The organism is Streptomyces griseorubiginosus (genome assembly GCF_001514195.1).
GTDB classification, from domain to species: Bacteria; Actinomycetota; Actinomycetes; order Streptomycetales; family Streptomycetaceae; genus Streptomyces; species Streptomyces griseorubiginosus.
In genome coordinates this window covers 143,604-161,096 of sequence record NZ_KQ948736.1, presented here as the reverse complement: position 1 = coordinate 161,096, position 17,493 = coordinate 143,604, and the positions used below count along the sequence as shown (strand labels likewise).

18 protein-coding genes and 1 pseudogene are annotated in these 17,493 nt (G+C 71.3%); 14 read left to right on the top strand and 5 right to left on the bottom strand.

Features of this window, described 5'->3' with window-relative positions; translation table 11 throughout:
- Nucleotides 1–150 precede the first annotated feature (150 nt).
- From AQJ54_RS13410 to AQJ54_RS13370, 10 genes and pseudogenes are all read left to right on the top strand, one after another.
- Nucleotides 151–1,863 (top strand): IlvD/Edd family dehydratase, encoded by a 1,713-nt coding sequence (locus AQJ54_RS13410; RefSeq protein ID WP_062237336.1) that lies wholly within the window; start codon nucleotides 151–153, stop codon nucleotides 1,861–1,863.
- 113 nt (nucleotides 1,864–1,976) lie between these two features.
- The gene (locus AQJ54_RS47575; RefSeq protein WP_324606055.1) at nucleotides 1,977–2,099 is read left to right on the top strand and encodes a putative leader peptide; all 123 of its coding nucleotides are present in this window, start codon (nucleotides 1,977–1,979) and stop codon (nucleotides 2,097–2,099) included.
- Nucleotides 2,100–2,229: 130 nt separating this feature from the next.
- The gene (locus AQJ54_RS13405) at nucleotides 2,230–3,096 is read left to right on the top strand and encodes a glutathione S-transferase C-terminal domain-containing protein (protein WP_062237335.1); all 867 of its coding nucleotides are present in this window, start codon (nucleotides 2,230–2,232) and stop codon (nucleotides 3,094–3,096) included.
- 438 nt (nucleotides 3,097–3,534) lie between these two features.
- Entirely contained in the window at nucleotides 3,535–4,518 is a 984-nt protein-coding gene (locus tag AQJ54_RS13400) for an amino acid ABC transporter permease (protein WP_062029474.1), read from the top strand.
- Nucleotides 4,515–5,294, top strand: a complete 780-nt coding sequence (locus AQJ54_RS13395) for an amino acid ABC transporter ATP-binding protein (RefSeq protein WP_062237334.1) — start codon at nucleotides 4,515–4,517, stop codon at nucleotides 5,292–5,294. The genes AQJ54_RS13400 and AQJ54_RS13395 overlap by 4 nt, the downstream gene beginning before the upstream one ends.
- Nucleotides 5,295–5,389: 95 nt before the next feature.
- Nucleotides 5,390–6,412 (top strand): transporter substrate-binding domain-containing protein, encoded by a 1,023-nt coding sequence (locus AQJ54_RS13390; RefSeq protein WP_062237332.1) that lies wholly within the window; start codon nucleotides 5,390–5,392, stop codon nucleotides 6,410–6,412.
- A gap of 58 nt (nucleotides 6,413–6,470) precedes the next feature.
- The gene (locus tag AQJ54_RS13385) at nucleotides 6,471–7,223 is read left to right on the top strand and encodes a GNAT family N-acetyltransferase (protein ID WP_062237330.1); all 753 of its coding nucleotides are present in this window, start codon (nucleotides 6,471–6,473) and stop codon (nucleotides 7,221–7,223) included.
- A gap of 229 nt (nucleotides 7,224–7,452) precedes the next feature.
- Nucleotides 7,453–8,652 (top strand): LLM class flavin-dependent oxidoreductase, encoded by a 1,200-nt coding sequence (locus AQJ54_RS13380; protein WP_062237329.1) that lies wholly within the window; start codon nucleotides 7,453–7,455, stop codon nucleotides 8,650–8,652.
- Between the two features lie 20 nt (nucleotides 8,653–8,672).
- Nucleotides 8,673–10,049 carry an NtaA/DmoA family FMN-dependent monooxygenase gene (locus AQJ54_RS13375; RefSeq protein ID WP_062237327.1) on the top strand — a complete coding sequence of 459 codons (1,377 nt, stop codon included), beginning with the start codon at nucleotides 8,673–8,675 and terminating at the stop codon, nucleotides 10,047–10,049.
- A pseudogene (locus AQJ54_RS13370) lies at nucleotides 10,046–10,319 on the top strand (LLM class flavin-dependent oxidoreductase); the annotation flags it as partial. The gene AQJ54_RS13375 and the pseudogene AQJ54_RS13370, both read left to right, overlap by 4 nt.
- On the opposite strand, the gene AQJ54_RS13365 reads toward AQJ54_RS13370, so the two are convergent.
- Both AQJ54_RS13365 and AQJ54_RS13360 read right to left on the bottom strand, forming a co-directional pair.
- Nucleotides 10,316–10,684 (bottom strand): hypothetical protein, encoded by a 369-nt coding sequence (locus AQJ54_RS13365; protein ID WP_062237324.1) that lies wholly within the window; start codon nucleotides 10,682–10,684, stop codon nucleotides 10,316–10,318. The pseudogene AQJ54_RS13370 and the gene AQJ54_RS13365 sit on opposite strands and share 4 nt — an antisense overlap.
- 60 nt (nucleotides 10,685–10,744) lie before the next feature.
- A complete protein-coding gene (locus AQJ54_RS13360) occupies nucleotides 10,745–11,422 on the bottom strand; it encodes a GAP family protein (protein ID WP_062237323.1) in 678 nt (225 codons plus the stop codon).
- Between the two features lie 338 nt (nucleotides 11,423–11,760).
- Here AQJ54_RS13360 and AQJ54_RS13355 point away from each other — a divergent pair, with 338 nt between their 5' ends.
- Nucleotides 11,761–12,624 carry a YhjD/YihY/BrkB family envelope integrity protein gene (locus AQJ54_RS13355; RefSeq protein WP_062237322.1) on the top strand — a complete coding sequence of 288 codons (864 nt, stop codon included), beginning with the start codon at nucleotides 11,761–11,763 and terminating at the stop codon, nucleotides 12,622–12,624.
- Nucleotides 12,625–12,640: 16 nt separating this feature from the next.
- On the opposite strand, the gene AQJ54_RS13350 is transcribed toward AQJ54_RS13355, so the two are convergent.
- From AQJ54_RS13350 to AQJ54_RS13340, 3 genes are all read right to left on the bottom strand, one after another.
- Nucleotides 12,641–13,930: a chloride channel protein gene (locus tag AQJ54_RS13350; protein WP_062237321.1), complete on the bottom strand. Its 1,290-nt coding sequence runs from the start codon at nucleotides 13,928–13,930 to the stop codon at nucleotides 12,641–12,643.
- A gap of 127 nt (nucleotides 13,931–14,057) precedes the next feature.
- A complete protein-coding gene (locus AQJ54_RS13345; protein ID WP_062237316.1) occupies nucleotides 14,058–14,468 on the bottom strand; it encodes a DUF7144 family membrane protein in 411 nt (136 codons plus the stop codon).
- A gap of 130 nt (nucleotides 14,469–14,598) precedes the next feature.
- A complete protein-coding gene (locus tag AQJ54_RS13340; protein WP_248845349.1) occupies nucleotides 14,599–15,945 on the bottom strand; it encodes a hypothetical protein in 1,347 nt (448 codons plus the stop codon).
- A 135-nt stretch (nucleotides 15,946–16,080) separates the two neighbouring features.
- On the opposite strand from AQJ54_RS13340, the gene AQJ54_RS13335 reads away from it, so the two are divergent.
- The 3 genes from AQJ54_RS13335 (at nucleotide 16,081) to AQJ54_RS13325 (ending at nucleotide 17,435) form a co-directional block, all read left to right on the top strand.
- Entirely contained in the window at nucleotides 16,081–16,524 is a 444-nt protein-coding gene (locus tag AQJ54_RS13335) for a DUF6325 family protein (RefSeq protein WP_211278531.1), read from the top strand.
- Nucleotides 16,525–16,577: 53 nt separating this feature from the next.
- Entirely contained in the window at nucleotides 16,578–16,871 is a 294-nt protein-coding gene (locus AQJ54_RS13330; protein ID WP_062237315.1) for an SHOCT domain-containing protein, read from the top strand.
- Nucleotides 16,872–16,991: 120 nt separating this feature from the next.
- Nucleotides 16,992–17,435: a GNAT family N-acetyltransferase gene (locus AQJ54_RS13325; protein WP_062237314.1), complete on the top strand. Its 444-nt coding sequence runs from the start codon at nucleotides 16,992–16,994 to the stop codon at nucleotides 17,433–17,435.
- Nucleotides 17,436–17,493: the final 58 nt, after the last annotated feature.

The following is a 17,493-nucleotide window of genomic DNA, read 5'->3' as shown; positions in this document are numbered from 1 at the left end:
CGGGGCACCAGGTGGCGCTCCTCCACCCGCACCGGCCGCACAGGTCGGCCGACACCGCGGACCGGGGCTGCCGAAGCGCGGAACGTCTGCGTAAGCTGCATCGCGTTCCGGATAGTAGACCGCGGTACCGACGACCGGAAAGGGCGGGCGATGCCCCTTCGCAGCGCACAGTGGTACGGGGGACAGGACCGCAACGCCTACATCCACCGGGCCTGGATGCGCCGGGGCGCACCGGCCGACGCCTTCACCGGCCGGCCCCAGATCGCCATCGCCAACACCGCCTCCGACCTCACGCCCTGCAACGCGCACCTGGACGAGGTCGCCAGGTCGGTCCGCGACGGCGTGCACGAGGCGGGCGGCATCCCCCTCGACCTGCCCGTGGTGTCGCTCGGCGAGACCAACGTGCGGCCCACCGCCATGCTCTGGCGCAACATGGCGGCCATGGCCACCGAGGAGATGCTGCGGGCCAACCCCCTCGACGGAGTGGTCCTGCTGGGCGGCTGCGACAAGACGATCCCGTCCCTGCTGATGGCCGCCGCCTCGGTCGACCTGCCCGCCGTGGTCGTGCCCGGCGGACCCATGCTGACCGGCACCTTCCGCGGCACCCCGCTGGGCTGCGGCACGGACGTGTGGCGGCTGTCGGAGGAGGTCCGCGCCGGGACCCTGTCCCAGGAGCAGTTCACCCGCTCCGAGTCCTCGATGATCCGCAGCCGCGGGCACTGCAACACCATGGGCACGGCCTCCACGATGGCGCTGGTCGCCGAAGCACTGGGCACGGTCGTCCCCGGAGTCGCCGGGACGCCCGCTCCCGACAGCCGGCTCCTGGAGGCCGCGCACGGCACCGGACGCCTCGCGGTGGAGCTGGTGTCCGACGACCGCCGCCCGAGCACCTTCCTGACCAAGGGGTCCTTCCACAACGCGATCGTGGCGCTGGCCGCGATCGGCGGGTCCACCAACGCGGTCGTCCATCTCCTCGCCATCGCCGGACGGTTGGGCGTCGAGCTGACCCTGGACGACTTCGACCGCATCGGCTCCCGGGTGCCGGTCCTCGTCGACCTCCAGCCCGCCGGGCGCTTCCTCATGGAGGACTTCCACCGGGCCGGCGGACTGCTCGCCGTGCTCCGCGAGGTCGCCGACCTCCTCGACCCGCGGGCGCTGACCGTCACGGGAAGGCCGCTGGTGGACCATCTGGACGACGCCCCGATCTGGGACCCCGAGGTGATCAGGACCAGGGCCCGGCCGCTCGTCGAGGAGGGCGGCATCGCCGTGCTGCGCGGCAGCCTCGCCCCCGACGGGGCACTGATCAAACCCGCGGCGGCCTCCCCGCACCTGCTGCGCCACCGGGGCCGGGCGGTCGTCTTCGACAGCATCGAGGACTTCCACGCCCGCGTCGACGACCCGGACCTGGACGTCGACGCCGACTCCGTCCTCGTCCTGCGCGGCTGTGGCCCCAAGGGCTACCCGGGCATGCCCGAGGTGGCCAACATGCCGCTGCCCACCAAGCTGTTGGAGCAGGGCGTCCGGGACATGGTCCGGGTCTGCGACGGCCGGATGAGCGGCACGGCGTACGGCACGGTCGTCCTGCACGTGGCGCCGGAGGCCGCGGCGGGCGGCCCGCTCGCCCTCGTCAGGACCGGCGACGTCATCAGCCTGGACGTCGAGGCCCGCCGGATCGACCTGGAGGTGCCGGCCGCCGAACTCGCCGCCCGCACCCCGAGCCGGGCCACCGTCGAGGGGTTCGCCGACCCGCGGCGGGGCTGGCAGCGCCTGTACGTCGACCACGTCCAACAGGCCGACAAGGGAGCCGACCTGGACTTCCTCGTCGGCTCCAGCGGCTCGCAGGTCACCCGCGAGTCGCACTGACCGCCGACGTCCCCGAAGGGCCCGCCGCATCCCGTCTCGTGGACGCCCTCTTGACGTGTGTCCCGGCCCGATCGACACTCCAATGGGTAATCCTAGTGAACAGGTAGGGAAACATGGGGCGCCTTGAACCGGCCGTCGGCCGAGTGAGCCGTACGTCGCGGCCTTCGCCTCTTCTCACCTCCCGCCGTCACATCGATCTGCTGCGCGTCTGCAGTGCGATCAGGCCCCTGGGCTGAGCCCGGCCGCACTCACCCGTTCCGCACCCGAACGGCACACCCCTGCCGCCGCGCACGGGGACGGCCGCCCGCTCCCGCCCGACGACGCTTCCGCCGCGCGTACGTCTGCGCCCGACTCCCGGGGAGACCCATGTCCGTCACACCGCTCGCCCACGTCCCCACCACCCACCCGAGCCCCGCGTTCCGGGGCAGGATCGGCCAGGACGCGCGCAGTGGGCACTACGCCGTGCCGCGCCGCTACCGGCTCCACCTGACCGTCGCCTGCGCCGACGGTCTGCGCATCGCCGTCGTGCACAGCCTGCTCGGCCTCGACGACGTCTGTCCCGTGACCTACCTGGACCCGATCCCCGACTGTCCCGACGGAGGGCACTCCGCGCTGCGCCCGCTGTACGAGGCCAGCGCCCACCGGTACACCGGCGCGGCCGTCGCCCCGGTGCTCAGCGACGACTGGTCGGGACGCATCGTCAGCACCCATGCCACCGACATCACCCGCGACCTCGCCCGGCACTTCGGCTCCGGCCGCCCGGCGCTCCACCCGTGCGGGGCGGAGTCGGAAACCGAAGCCGTGGAGCGGATGTGCCGCGGCATCGGACAGGCCGCCCAGCACGCCGGATCGGCCGGCGGCGACGCGACGGAGCGCGCCGGGCACCTGGAGCAACTGCTCGACTCCCTGGGCTCGTTGGAGCGCTGGCTCGTCGGACGGGAGTACCTGATCCGGGATCACGTCACCGCAGCTGACGTCGAGTTGTGGGTCGCTCTGGTCCAACTCGACACCGTGCACCGCCATCACCTGGACGCCGCCGCCGTGCAGCGGATCGCCGACCACCCCAACCTGTGGGCGTACGCCCGCCGTCTGGCCGCCCACCCGGCCTTCGGCACCCACCTCGACCTCGACGGCATCGCCCGCCGGCACCACGCCCGCTGCCGGGGCCTGGAGGCCGCCGGGGCCGCCGTACAGATCCTGGACTGGGCCGCGCACGCCGCCCGCGCGCACTGACCGTTCCATCTGATGGACCGGGATTGACACCGGTTCGGACGACTGCCTTAACTACGGGTCCAGCAGGGCCCTGTTTTCCGCCACAGGCCCCACCAGGGTTCCGAGGGACCCCCGAGAACAGCGACGGTGACCGAGATGTACGCAGCTCCCAGGACGGCCGCACGCCGTTCTCCGGGCTGCGTACGGCCGTACGGCGACCCGCTGGTCGCCAAGCGGGCCGTCGACCTGCTCCGCGTGAGCAGCGCACTGTGTACCGCACCGGGCCGTGCCCGCTGTCGGGGCTGACGTTCCTTCCCAGCCCCCGCGTTCCTGACGAACACCGCGCTCGCGGTGTCCCGTTGTCCGCCCAGCCCCCGGTGCCCGTGCGTCGCGTCCTACCGCCGTAGAACGCCGTGCTCGCCGTGTCCCAGGGGTGACCCGACTCCGCCGGAGCCCCTCATGACCGAACCCCCAGGCGCCGCCGTGTCCGTGACCGACGCACCGCCCCGGTCCGACACCCCGTCAAAGCCCCTCGCCGCACAGCGCGTTCTGCCCCTGCGGCGACCGGGCCGCTGGATCGCCACCGCCGTCGTCCTGGTCCTGGCCGCGCAGTTCGTCCACGGGCTCGCGACCAACCCGTTCTACCAATGGGACCGGTTCGGTTACTGGTTCCTGCGGCCGACCGTCCTCGACGGGCTCCTCATCACCCTCGAAGTCGCCGCCTGGAGTGCGGTGCTCGGCCTCCTCGGCGGCATCCTGCTCGCCCTGGCCCGGCTCTCGAAGAGCCCGGTGCTGCGGGCGGTCAGCTGGACCTACGTCTGGGCGCTGCGCTCGATCCCGCTGATCGTGGTCCTGCTCTTCCTCTACAACTTCTCTGCCCTGTACAAGACGTTGAGCGTCGGCGTCCCCTTCGGGCCGGCCTTCTTCTCCTTCGACGAGTCCCGGCTCGCCACCGACATGGTCATCGCCGTGATCGGCCTCAGTCTCAACGAGGCTGCCTACGCGGCCGAGGTCGTCCGCGGCGGCATCCTCTCCGTCGACCAGGGCCAGCACGAGGCCGCGTCGGCACTCGGCCTGCCGAAGGGCTACCAGTTCCGGAAGATCGTCTTTCCGCAGGCCCTGCGCTCGATCACGCCGAACTACGTCAACCAGCTCATCGGCCTCATCAAGAGCACCTCGCTGGTCTTCTACGTCTCCCTCCTCGACCTGTTCGGCACGGTCCAGTCCATGGGCGCCACCTACCCCGGCGACATCGTGCCGCTGCTTCTCGTCGCCACCGTCTGGTACCTGATCCTCACCAGCGCGGTCTCCGTCGTCCAGTTCTACGTCGAGCGGCACTACGCCCGGGGCGCCACCCGCTCCCTGCCCCCGACCCCGCTCCAGAAACTGCGGGCCTCCCTCACCGAGCTCAGGGCCCGTATCCGCAGGGAGACCGCGATATGACCGTCACCGACATCACCCCCGTCGCCCTCGAAGTGCACGGCGTGCACAAGTGGTACGGCGCCCACCGGGTCCTGGACGGCGTCGACCTGACCGTCCGGCCCGGCGAGGTCACCGTGATCCTCGGCCCGTCCGGCTCCGGGAAGTCCACCCTGCTGCGGGTCATCAACCACCTGGAGAAGCCGGAGATCGGCTACGTCAGCGTCAACGACGAACTGATCGGCGTACGACGGCAGGGCGACCGCCTCAAGGAGCTCAGCGAGCGGGCCATCCTGACCCAGCGCAGCCGGATCGGGTTCGTCTTCCAGAACTTCAACCTCTTCCCGCACCTGACCGTGCTGGACAACGTGGCCGCCGCCCCGGTGGCGACCGGGAAGCTCGGCAAGGCGCAGGCGCAGGACCTGGCCCGCGAACTCCTCGGCCGCGTCGGTCTGGCCGACAGGACCGGTGCCTACCCTCGGCAGCTGTCCGGCGGACAGCAGCAGCGCGTGGCCATCGCCCGCGCCCTCGCCCTGCGGCCCGGCGTCATCCTCTTCGACGAGCCGACCTCCGCCCTCGACCCGGAGCTCGTCGGTGAGGTCCTCGCCGTCATCAAGGACCTGGCGACCAGTGGCACCACGCTCGTCATCGTCACCCACGAGATCGGCTTCGCCCGCGAGATCGCCGACCGGGTCGTCTTCATCGACGGCGGCCGGATCGTCGAGCAGGGCCCGCCCTCCGAGGTCCTGGACCGGCCGCGGCACGAACGGACCCGGGACTTCCTGAGCAAGGTCCTGTGACCCGCACGGTCCCCTGATCCCCCCGCTCCCACGAACTCCCCCCACGAGCAACGCCCTTCACCTCTCTCATCGAACACCGAACACCGAGGACGGACATGTCTGCCCACTTCACCCGACGCAGCCTGATACGCGGCATCACCGCGGCGACCGCCGTCGCCACCCTCGCCACCGGGCTCGCCGCCTGCGGTGGGGACAGCGACGCGGCCACGCAGACGAACGACAGCGTCGGCACGGTCACCGTCGGCCGGCTGTCCAACGGCGCCGCGAAGGAGACCACCCTCAAGGTCGCCGAGGTCAAGTCCATCAGCGCCGAACTGCCCGCCGCCCTCAAGAAGAGCGGCACCCTCGTCATCGGCTCCGGCACCCTGCCCTCCGGCTCCCCGCCGCTGGGCTTCGTCGGCAGCGACCAGAAGACCCTCACCGGCTCGGAGAGCGACCTGGCCCGCCTGGTCGCCGCCGTCCTCGGCCTCAAGCCCGAGGTCAAGCGGTTCACCTGGGAGAACCTCTTCGTCGGCATCGACAGCGGCAAGGTGAACGTCGGCTTCTCCAACATCACCGACACCGAGGAGCGCAAGCAGAAGTACGAGTTCGCCTCCTACCGCAAGGACGACCTCGCCTTCGAGACGGCGAAGTCCTCGAAGTGGACCTTCGACGGCGACTACGAGGCGCTCGCGGGCCAGACCGTCTCCGTCGGCGCCGGCACCAACCAGGAGCGGATCCTGCTGGAGTGGCAGAGCAGGCTGAAGAAGGAGGGCAAGAAGCTGACCATCAAGTACTTCCAGGACAGCCCGAGCATCTACCTCGCCCTCAACAGCGGCAAGATCGACTCCTACCTCGGCCCCAGCCCCAACCTCTCGTACCACGTCACCCAGACGGCGAGCACGCCCAACCCGACGAAGATCGCGGGGCAGTACTCCGGTGCCGGTGAGTCGCTCCAGGGCCTGATCGCCGCGACCGCGAAGAAGGGCAGCGGTCTCGCCAAGCCGCTCGCCGACGCCATCAACTACCTGATCGACAAAGGTCAGTACGCCAAGTGGCTCGCCGCGTGGAACCTCTCCAACGACGCCGTCGCCAAGTCGGAGATCAACCCGCCCGGGCTGCCGCTGACGAACTCCTGACGGCTCATCAGCAAGCCTGACGCGCCCATCCGTCGACTTGGGAAAGGACTCCGCCTCCGTGGCCCAGCAGACCGAACTCCGCCGAGGCGGAGCCTCCTTGAGACCCACCGACCCCTTCTCCGTCCTGGACAACGCGGTGTGGGCCGCCCTGAACGGCCCGCACGCCCACCTCGCTCAACGGGTCGGCCGCGCGGCCCGCTACCCGGACGACGTCTACGCCTTCGCGGCCCTCGCCGATCCCGGCGACCCGGCCGCCTGGGCCGACTTGCACACGCTCGTCGGACCCGGAACGACCGTACGGATCAAGCCCGTCGAGGACGTCCCGGACGGGTGGGAGATGGTCGGCGGGGGAGTTGGTGTGCAACTCGTCGACACCGGGCTGCGGGCCGAACCCGCCCCCGAGGCGGTACGGCTCGGCCCCGACGACGTGCCCGAGATCCTGGACCTGGTGGCCCGCACCCGACCGGGCCCCTTCCTCCGGCGGACCATCCGGCTCGGCACCTACCTCGGCATCCGGGACCGGGGCCGTCTGATCGCCCTGGCCGGGGAACGGCTACGGCCGCCCGGCTGGACGGAGATCAGCGCGGTCTGCACCGATCCGGCACACCGGGGCCGGGGCCTGGCCACCCGCCTGGTCCGCGCGGTCGCCGCGGGCATCCGGGAGCGCGGCGACACCCCGTTCCTGCACGCGGCCGCGGACAACACGAACGCCATCCGCCTCTACGAGTCGCTCGGCTTCACCCTGCGCCGCCGTTCACCGATCCTCCTGGTCCGCAGTCCGGGAACATCCGGGCAGGGCACGGTGTTGTGACTCACGACGAGATCCGCCGGGCGCCCTCGTGCGTCCAGAGGGAGGGGGTGACGGGCGTGACCAGGACGCTTCGCTCCGCCCGTCTCCACTCCCGGCCGCACATCGATCTGCTGCGCGTGTCCACCGCGCTCTGTTGTTCCTGACCCGTCACCCTCCTCAGCCGCCGTGCCCTGCGCCGTCCTCGCGCGGGCCGGCCCCTCTCGTACGGACCTCCAGGAAGGCACCCCTCGTGTCCCCCTCTTCTCTGCACCTCGCCGTCGCCCTCGACGGCACCGGCTGGCACCCCGCCTCCTGGCGTGAGCCGGTGGCCCGGCCGCGTGAGCTGTTCACCGCCGGATACTGGGCCGACCTGGTCGTCGAGGCCGAACACGGCCAGCTCGACTTCGTCACCATCGAGGACGGACTCGGCCCGCAGTCCAGCCACTTCCTCGACCCGGACGAGCGCACCGACCAGGTCCGCGGCCGCCTCGACGCCGTGCTGATCGCCTCACGCATCGCGCCGCTCACCCGGCACATAGGCCTGGTCCCCACGGCGGTGGTCACCCACACCGAGCCGTTCCACCTCTCCAAGGCCATCGCGACCCTCGACTACGTCAGCACCGGCCGCGCGGGCGTACGCGTCCAGATCACCGCCCGCCCCAACGAGGCCGCACACTTCGGCCGCCGCACCATCCCCGCGATCGAGGCCTACGACAGCCCCCGGACCCAGGACCTGGTCACCGACCTCCTCGACGAGGCCGCCGACTGGGTGGAGGCCGTCCGCCGCCTGTGGGACAGCTGGGAGGACGACGCCGAGATCCGCGACGCCGCCACCGGCCGCTTCATCGACCGGGACAAGCTGCACTACATCGACTTCGAGGGCCGGCACTTCAGCGTCAAGGGCCCCTCCATCACGCCCCGGCCCCCGCAGGGCCAGCCGCTCGTCACCGCCCTCGGCCACCAGACGGTCCCGTACCGGCTCATCGCCCGGCAGGCCGACGTCGGCTACATCACCCCGCACGACACCGACCAGGCGCGCGCGATCGTCACCGAGATCCGCGACGAGCAGTCGGCCGCCGGCCGCGAGGGCGAGCCCCTGCACATTTTCGGCGACCTCGTCGTCTTCCTCGACGAGGACCCGGCCGCGGCCGCCGCCCGCCGGGACCGCCTCGACACGCTCGCCGGGGAGCCGTTCACCAGCGACGCCCGGGTCTTCACCGGCACACCGGCCCAACTCGCCGACCTCCTGGTCGAGTTCCAGGCCACCGGGCTCACCGGATTCCGGCTGCGGCCCGCCGTCCTCGGTCACGACCTCCCCGCCATCACCCGCGGCCTGGTCCCCGAACTCCAGCGCCGGAACGCCTTCCGCACCGCCTACGAGGCCGACACCCTGCGCGGCCTGCTGGGCCTCGCCCGCCCCGCCAACCGCTACGCCGCCGCGTCCGCCTGAGCCGGAGGGATCCCGCACCCATGTCCAAGCCCCTGAAGCAGATCCACCTGGCCGCGCACTTCCCCGGCGTCAACAACACCACCGTGTGGAGCGACCCCGAGGCCGGCAGCCATATCGAGTTCAGCTCCTTCGCCCACTTCGCGAAGACCGCCGAACGCGCCAAGTTCGACTTCCTGTTCCTCGCCGAGGGCCTGCGCCTGCGCGAACAGGGCGGAAAAATCTACGACTTGGACGTCGTCGGCCGCCCGGACACCTTCACGATCCTCGCCGCGCTCGCCGCCGTCACCGAGCACCTCGGGCTGACCGGCACCATCAACTCCACCTTCAACGAGCCCTACGAGGTGGCCCGCCAGTTCGCCAGCCTCGACCACCTCTCCGGCGGCCGCTCCGCCTGGAACGTCGTCACCTCCTGGGACGCCTTCACCGGCGAGAACTTCCGCCGCGGCGGCTTCCTGCCGCAGCAGGAGCGCTACTCCCGCGCCAAGGAGTTCCTCGCCACCACCCAGGAGCTCTTCGACTCCTGGCAGGGCGACGAGATCCTCGCCGACCAGGCCTCCGGCGTGTTCCTGCGGGATGCCAAGGCCGGCTCCTTCGTCCACACCGGACAGCACTTCGACATCCACGGGCAGTTCAACGTGCCGCGCTCCCCGCAGGGCCGCCCGGTGATCTTCCAGGCGGGTGACTCCGACGAGGGCCGCGAGTTCGCCGCCTCCTCGGCCGACGCCATCTTCAGCCGGTACGCCACCCTCAAGGAGGGCCAGGCGTTCTACACCGACGTCAAGAACCGCCTCGCCAAGTACGGCCGCCGCCAAGACCAGTTGCTGATCCTGCCCGCCGCCTCCTTCGCGCTCGCCGACACCGACGCCGAGGCCGAGGAGCTGGCCCGGACCGTCCGCCGCCAGCAGGTCAGCGGCGCCACCGCGCTCAAGCACCTGGAGTTCGTCTGGAACCGGGACCTGTCCAGGTACGACCCCGAAGGACCGCTCCCCGACATCGACCCGGACGTCAGCGACAACCACATCTCCAAGGGCCGTGCTCAAGTGCGGATGTACCGGGACCCGCTGGCCACCGCCCGCGAGTGGCGCGAGCTGGCCGAGGCCAACAAGTGGTCCATCCGCGACCTGGTCATCAACACCGGCAACCGGCAGAACTTCATCGGCTCGCCCGAGACCATCGCCCGCACCATCAACGAGTACGTGCAGGCCGACGCGAGCGACGGCTTCATCCTCGTCCCGCACATCACCCCGACCGGCCTCGACACCTTCGCCGACAAGGTCGTCCCGCTCCTCCAGGAACAGGGCGTCTTCCGCACCGACTACGAGGGCCCGACCCTGCGCCACCACCTCGGCCTCGCACACCCCGACGAAGCTCGGGGCGAGCAGCGGGCGGCGTCGTGAAGTTCCTCGCGATCACCCTGATCGTGCACCGGCCGGATCCGGTCACGGGCGTGCGGAAGCCGACGCACGACCTTCCGTAAGTTCATCGACAAGACCGTGCTCGCCGAGAGGCCGGGCTTCGACGGCTTCGGCGTGGGGGAGCGGCACGAGCGGCCGTTCCTCTCCTCCTCGCCGACCGTCGTCCTCGCCCACATCGCCGCCCTGACCCGGCGCATCCGCCTCTTCACCGTGGTGACGACCCTGAGCCTGCTCGACCCCAGGAGGGTTCACTCCGGCCAGTCGAGCTGATGCCCCGGAGTCCCCACCGACCTGCCGTACGCAACCGCTTCGGCGCGGCCCGCCGCATCACCGCGCCGATAGCGGCACACCTTGTCCGCGAACACGACCACCCGCTCGTCGCCGACGACGAAGTCGGTGTACCAGCCGAGTTCGGGCGCCAGCACCCCGGCGAGCGCGTCCGCGAGCGCGTCCACGTCCTCGCCGTCGCTCTCCCACTCGACGAGCGTCCACACGGACGGCTGCCCCTCGGCGGCACCGCCGACCTCCACCCTGCTGATCTTCCGCAGCCGCAGTCCGTACGGCTCGAGCACCGCTCCCGGCCTGAGGCTCTCACCGATGACGTATCCGCTGATCACGCGCTGTCTCCCTGTCGGCCGGAGGCTTCTCGGCCGATGCTACGGGCTGTCAGGTACGGCTCAGGACGTCAACTGCGCGATGCTTCTGCTGACCAGGAACAATCCGGCCACCAGTGCCACAGTCACCAGCGCCTGCTCCTGGTGAGTCGTGATCCAGACGCGGAGCTTGTCCAGGCGTACTCCGGCGGAGTCCGGGGCGAACGTCATGTAGATCTCCATCGCCAGCAGACTGCTCGTGGCGAGGAGGACGTATCCGAACAGGGCCAGGTAGGAGGAGGTGTGGGACAGGTCCGCGCTGACCACCGTCGCCGCGCCCGCCGCCACGAGCCCCCACGGCTGGAGCAGCGGACCCAGTCCCGCAGCCGTCCACAGGGAGATCCGGTCGAGTCGTGCCATCAGTCCGCCGGAGGACTTGTGCCGGCCCGAGGAGGGGGCGGCCCCCGCACGCTTCCTGCGCCGGGACCGGTGCCGGTACCAGCCGTAGCCGACGAGCCCCACGCCGATGGCCAGCTTGACGGCGGACGAGGCGGTGGAGGGCGGGGAGTGGGGAGCGGGCGGTTTGCCGCCGGTGGTGAGCAGTACGGCGGCGATGACGGCCACGAAGCAGGCGAGCCAGGCCAGGATGAAGACCAGGCCTTTCCACACTCCGCCGCGCGTCGACAGGACCAGCACGAACGCGGTCACCGACAGGGGGAAGACGGTGATCGCGAGACCGATGACCACCAGGTCGAGCACCATCACAGTCCCCCGCGCGGCAGTGCGCGTCCGGCCACGGCTCGACGTTCGACCATGCCTCCAGTCTCCCCGTCCGTCCGGCGCCGCACCATTCGTCGACCCTGAAGCCGGTCCGCGCAGGGGCTCACCGGCCCCGTGACCAGAACGTGCCGGCGCACCTCTTCGCGCGAGTTTCTTGGCCCATCCGGCCCTGTGCCGTACACCTGCCGGGGCCGGACGGCCGCGACAGCGGGCACCCTGGCAGCATGCAGCCAGGGAAAGGGACCGGAAGAAGGCGCCCGGGCCGTCCTTCCCGCCGGACAGCAGTGCGGGAGCGTGCCGCCTCGACGCGGTCCCGCCTGATGGACCTGCGCACCCGGACCGAGGACCGGTTCCCCGTGCTCACGCATCTGCTGTCGCACCTGATCTCGGTGAACGTGTTCGACTCCGCGACCCGCCTCGCCGCCCAGACGTTCCTCACGGCCGTCCCCCTGCTGTTCGTGGTGGCCTCCATCGCCCCGCAGTGGCTGCGCGACCAGTTCGTCACGTCCCTGCACGACGCCTTCGGACTGACGGGAAGCGCCAACGCCGAACTCAACAAGGTCCTCCAGGGCACCGACGAACCGTCCGACGAGCTGCGCCAGACCACGGGCGTCGTCGGCGGGCTGATGGTGCTCCTTTCGGCCACCGCGTGCAGCCGCGCCATGCAGCGGCTGTGCCAGCGCGCCTGGAGCCTGCCCAAGGCGAGCGCGCGGGTGGCCGCCTGGCGCTGGATCGCCTGGATCGCGACCTGGCTGGGCATGTTCGCCGTACAGGGCACCCTGCGCAACGGCTTCGGCCTCGGCCTGTGGCTCGGCGTGCCCCTGCTGCTGGTCGCGGAGGTCGGCATCTGGTGGTGGACGCAGCATCTGCTGCTGGTCGCACGCGTGCCCTGGCGTCCGCTGCTGCCGGGTGCGGTGCTGACCGGGGCGGCCCTGACCGTCGTCACCTCCACCGCCTCGCTGTACGTCCCCCGGGCCCTCAACCACAGCCTGGCGAAGTACGGCTCCCTGGGTGCCGTCTTCACGCTGTTGTCCTGGCTCATCACGCTCTGCGTGGTCGCGACCCTGTGCCTCACGGCCGGCGCGGTCATCGCCCGGGAACCCTGGGCCGTCCGCCGTCTGGGCACACCCGAACCGCCGGACCCGCCGACGAGGAACGCGGCGCGCGGCAGCTCACCCCCGTGACCACCCGCACAGGGCGTCAGTCCGGCGCCGGGTCGCTCGGCCGCTCACCTGCCGCAGGGACGGCCGGGCCCTGAGGCAGCCGCTGGACCAGCACGAAGGACATGACCGCGGCCAGCACGACCAGCGCCACCGTGTCCACGTTGCCCAGCAGGAGCACGACCAGGACGACGCTGCTCACGGGCAGGCGCAGGGCCGCGGTCACCGAGGCCGCCATGCCGACCGCCATCGCCGGCACCAGCCCCAGACCCGGCAGCGGCGCCAGCAGCACCCCGGACGCTCCACCCAGGAACAGGGCCGGAAAGACCGGGCCACCGCGCAGACTGCCCAGACACAGCGCGTACGCCAGGCCCTTGAAGGCAAGTACCGCGATCAGCGCTCCCACCGGCCAGGCGTGCGGGTCCCGCGCCAGATCGGAGAGGGTGGACTCTCCAGAGAGGGCCGCCTCGGCGGGGGAGCGGCCCGTGGCGACGGCGTAGAGGGTGATGCAGACCGCCGCTGCCAGTGCGCAGAGGGCGGTGCGGCGAACCGTCCGGGCTGCCACGAACCGCGCCGCGAAGCGTCCGCCCACGAACGCGCCGTGGACGAGGAACGCGAGGGCGGGCGCCAGCAGCAGCGCCCACAGCACGTCCGTCCAGTCGAGCGGCGGCGGGGTGGGCAGGCCGATGTCCAGGCTCCCCGTCTCGAAGCCGGTCCAGCGGACGAAACCGGTGAAGATCAGGTCGCCCACTCCGCTGGCCAGCAGTGCGGGCAGCATCACCGCGAACAGTTGCGGGCCGCCCACCCCGGCCACCTCGATCAGCAGCACCGCGCCCACGATCGGATTCCCGAAGAGCGCGGAGACGGCGGCCGCCGCCCCGGCCGCACTCAGCAGTGCCGTGCTCGCCTCGGTCTCCGGGGCCCGGGCCAGGCGCGCGAAGAGAAGTGCCAGCCCGCCGCCCATGGCGATCAGGGGTGCCTCGGGCCCCAGCACGGCACCGAGCGGCAGACCGACCAGAGCGGCGATCAGGACGCCGGGCAGCGCCTTCCTCGTGATGCCGCCCGAGTGCAGGCCGCCCGCGGGCACATGCCCGCCCCGGCCCGGAAAGCGGGCGGCGACCACGCCGACCACGAGACCGGCCGGCGTGAGCAGGGGCAGCGCCCACCACCAGGGGGCCTTCTCCCAGCCCAGGTCCTTGGGCCAGTCCGTCCAGATCAGCTGCTCCAGCTGATGGACCGCCACGAGGAACCAGAAGGCGATCAACGCCACCGGAACACCGATCAGGCCGCAGAAGACCAGGGCCCTGCGATACTCCGGCCGGCCCAGCATGGTCCGCAGCAGGTCGGCTTCCGGCGGCTGACTCCGTGCGGCGGGTCCGGAGCCGCTCTCCGGCGTCGGTGCGGCGATGGGTCCTCCCGGGTTCAGTGCCCCGGCACGGGGGCGGCCGGTATGCCGTTCAGCGTTCCCGGCGCACGGTGCACAGGCCCCAGATGACGAAGCCGTACATCGCGATCAGGGTGAGCGACCAGACGGGGTAGTACGGCAGGGACAGGAAGTTGGCGATGATCGCCAGCCCCGCGATGCCGACCCCGGCGACCCGGGCCCAGGTGGCGCGTGTGAAGAGACCCGCGCCCACGCACATGGCGATCACTCCGAGGACCAGCTGGATCCAACCCCAGCCGGTCAGGTCGAACTTGAAGACGTAGTTGGGTGTGTTCACGAACACGTCGTCGTTGGCGATGGCCATGATGCCCCGGAAGAGATCCAGGACACCGGAGACGAGCAGCAGGACGGCGGCGAACACCGTCAGGCCGCCGGCAGCGGCCTCGGCGGTTTCCGAGCGGCGGTGCGTCGTGGTCGTGGTCATGATCGATTCCTCATTTCCCCGGTGAGAGGCAGCATTCAGCGCCTCACCTGCGAGCATCCGGGGTGATCCGGCTCCGGTGATCACCCGTGACGGGTGAGGTTCGCAAGGACGGTTCGTCCGGCGAGCCGGGTCAGTGCGCGGCGGCTGCCCCGGCGTCCGTGCCGGAGGACGGCGCGGAGTCGTCCTGGTCCAGGAACTCCCGGATCGCGAGGGCCACCAACGTGATCACCGCCGTCCACACCACGACCGCCGTGGTGGGATAGGTCCAGGTGAACAGAACGATCGCCGCGACCACCAGGATGACCACTCCGATCCAGCGCTTGAAGCGGTGGACGAACCGCCCGACCGCCCCGAGCCGAAGGCCCGCCGACGTCGTCACGTCCCGCAGCGCGCCGATGCTCCTGCGGCAGGCGGTGCGCGTGACGACGGCGACCCGCGACGGCCCGGCGAGGAAGGCCCCGGCAGCGGTGAACAGGGCGACCGCGGCGAGGGCACGGATACCGGCGCGCAGGAACTTGACCAGGGCGTCGTACACGGAGCCCGCGGCGGCCTCGGAGACGCCGGACGGCAGATGATTGAGGTAGACGTCACGGAAGACGGTCAGGCCGATCCCCAGGATCACCATGGCGACGAAGACCGCCAGGGCAGCCCCGATCAGCGCGTGCCGTCGGTTGAACGCCACGTACACCCCCGCGGCCGCGATCAGCAGCGCGATGACCGGCAGCCAGCCTCCGAGGAGCTCCAGCACCCTGACGTAGGACCTGATCTTGCCGAGGTCCTTCGACTGGAACACCACGAAGTTCGTGTGGACGGCCGGGATCTTGGCGGCGGGCGTGAAGCCGGCGGCGACCAGCTGGTCCTTGACCTCGGCGACGATCGGGCCCAGGTCGACGACGACCTGGTCGTTCTCCACCTTGACCGTGCTGTCGTCGGTCTGGCCGGTCAGGGCCTTGTCCAGCGCCGCGTGCGCCCTGCGGTTGCCGTTCACCCAGACCGTCTCGAAGGCACTGCTGCTGACCACCCGCTCCACGGTGCCGCTGACCAGCTGCTTGAGCCCGCTCTCGATCGGGCCGTCCAGATTGCCGAGCAGCTTGGCCGCCTGCGGTGGCACGCCCTTCGCCGAGGCCGCGTCGGTGAGCTGCTTCACCAGTGCGTCCACGTCGATCTGGGCCAGGACGGCGGTGGTGATCCGGTTGGTGGCCGCCTTCTGCACATCCGGGTCGCTCGCCAGCGGGCCGACGGTCTTCACGTAGCGGTCCGTGTCCTGGACGATGCTGTTCGCCCACACCGCCACGACGGACAGCATGGCCAGCAGCGCGGCCAGAAGGATCAGCACGACCGAGCCGAGCGAGCGGAACGGGTGGTGCCGCGCCGCGCGGGGCGGCCCGCCGCTCTCCAGGGCATGAACCCGTTTCCTCAGCTCGGCCAGTTCACCGCGCTCGTCGCCCGAGAGCTGTTCGTCACCACTAGCGTTCATGGACACCAGCACAGACGGCCTCCGTGAAGCGCGCGATCCTGGTGCCCCGGACGGGTGAACGGCACACCGAGGTGCGCGGGCCACGCTCCGGTGATGCAATGGGCTCGAACAGCCACGAGCACCAGAGGTGACGCCGTGAGCGACGAATTCGAAGACGTGGGCCCCATCGACTACCTGGTCGTCGAGTTCCCCGGCAACCGGATGACGGGCGAGGGCCTCCCCCTCCTCGTCGATCTCGTGGACCGGGGCATCATCCGGATCCTCGACCTGGTCTTTGTCAGGAAGGACGACGACGGCTCGGTGGCCGGCATGGAGATCACCGACTTCGACGGCGACGGCCGGCTGGACCTCGCCGTCTTCGAGGGAGCCTCGTCGGGGCTCCTCGGCCAGGACGACATCGACGAAGCCGCCAAGGCGCTGGAACCCGGTTGTTCGGCAGGCATCCTGCTCTACGAGAACCGGTGGGCCGCACCCTTCGCCGCCGCCCTGCGCCGCGGCGGGGCCCGGATGGTCGCCTCCGGACGGATCCCGGTCCCCGCGCTCGTCGCGGCCCTCGACGCGACCGAGACCGCCGACTGAAGGTTGATGGATCGAAGGGATCGAAGGGATCGAAGGGATCGAAGGGAACAGTCATGCCAGGTCTCCTCCGTGGGGTCGCGCGCACCGCCGTCGTCGCCGGAACGGCGACCGCCGTGTCGAACCGTGTGAACCGCCGACAGCAAGGGCGATGGGCGGCCCAGCAGGAAGCCCAGGCGCCCCCGCCCCCGCCCCCGTCCTACTCCCAACAACAGCCGGCGGCTGCCCCTCCGGCCCCCGACATGAGCGCCAAGATCGAGCAGCTGAAGCAGCTCGGCGAACTGAAGACCCAGGGCGTCCTCACCGAGGCCGAGTTCGAGGAGCAGAAGCGCAGGCTCCTGGAAGCGTGACAGCCGGGCCACCGGCACCCGCCCGTCGAGGCGACGCAGCCCGCGCGCCACGGCACCCGCCTGTCGAGCTGGCGGAGACCGCCCGCCACCGGACCGGCCGCCCCGTGCCATGATCGGCACATGGCTGTCCGGATCGACCGCGCCGACGTGAGCGATCTCCACCAGGTCCTCGCGGACCACGCCCGCTACTGGGGCGAGCGCGATCTGCGGGCGCTCCATCTGACCGCGCTGGTACAGGAGTTCGGCTCGACCTGTCTGGTCGCCCGCGCCGAGGACGGCATCCGAGGCTACCTCTTCGGCTTCGTCACCCCGGACCGCACCGGCTACGTCCATCTGATCGCGACCCGCGACGACACCCGCGGCACCGGCCTCGGCCGCACGCTCTACGAGGCCTTCACCGCCGCCGCCCGCAACCAGGGCGCGGTCCGCCTCAAGGCGATCACCACGCCCGCGAACACGGTCTCCCTCGCCTTCCACCGCAGCCTCGGCTTCCAGGACCGCCTGGTCGAGAACTACGACGGCCCGGACCGCCCCCGAGTCGTCTTCACCCGCGACCTGCCCTGAGGACCGCCTCGACGACCGGGACCATGAGGACCAGCGCGCCCCGGAACGCCGCGTGGCC

What these genes read in the sequence shown, in the direction of transcription:
- AQJ54_RS13400 (WP_062029474.1), top strand. Translation starts at nt 3,535, where the DNA reads ATGACCGAACCCCCAGGCGCCGCCGTGTCCGTGACCGACGCACCGCCC.
- AQJ54_RS13375 (WP_062237327.1), top strand. Translation starts at nt 8,673, where the DNA reads ATGTCCAAGCCCCTGAAGCAGATCCACCTGGCCGCGCACTTCCCCGGC.
- AQJ54_RS13395 (WP_062237334.1), top strand. Translation starts at nt 4,515, where the DNA reads ATGACCGTCACCGACATCACCCCCGTCGCCCTCGAAGTGCACGGCGTG.
- AQJ54_RS13410 (WP_062237336.1), top strand. Translation starts at nt 151, where the DNA reads ATGCCCCTTCGCAGCGCACAGTGGTACGGGGGACAGGACCGCAACGCC.
- AQJ54_RS13325 (WP_062237314.1), top strand. Translation starts at nt 16,992, where the DNA reads ATGGCTGTCCGGATCGACCGCGCCGACGTGAGCGATCTCCACCAGGTC.
- AQJ54_RS13350 (WP_062237321.1), bottom strand. Translation starts at nt 13,930, where the DNA reads ATGCTGGGCCGGCCGGAGTATCGCAGGGCCCTGGTCTTCTGCGGCCTG.
- AQJ54_RS13405 (WP_062237335.1), top strand. Translation starts at nt 2,230, where the DNA reads ATGTCCGTCACACCGCTCGCCCACGTCCCCACCACCCACCCGAGCCCC.
- AQJ54_RS13330 (WP_062237315.1), top strand. Translation starts at nt 16,578, where the DNA reads ATGCCAGGTCTCCTCCGTGGGGTCGCGCGCACCGCCGTCGTCGCCGGA.
- AQJ54_RS47575 (WP_324606055.1), top strand. Translation starts at nt 1,977, where the DNA reads ATGGGGCGCCTTGAACCGGCCGTCGGCCGAGTGAGCCGTACGTCGCGG.
- AQJ54_RS13355 (WP_062237322.1), top strand. Translation starts at nt 11,761, where the DNA reads ATGGACCTGCGCACCCGGACCGAGGACCGGTTCCCCGTGCTCACGCAT.
- AQJ54_RS13390 (WP_062237332.1), top strand. Translation starts at nt 5,390, where the DNA reads ATGTCTGCCCACTTCACCCGACGCAGCCTGATACGCGGCATCACCGCG.
- AQJ54_RS13345 (WP_062237316.1), bottom strand. Translation starts at nt 14,468, where the DNA reads ATGACCACGACCACGACGCACCGCCGCTCGGAAACCGCCGAGGCCGCT.
- AQJ54_RS13340 (WP_248845349.1), bottom strand. Translation starts at nt 15,945, where the DNA reads ATGAACGCTAGTGGTGACGAACAGCTCTCGGGCGACGAGCGCGGTGAA.
- AQJ54_RS13360 (WP_062237323.1), bottom strand. Translation starts at nt 11,422, where the DNA reads ATGGTGCTCGACCTGGTGGTCATCGGTCTCGCGATCACCGTCTTCCCC.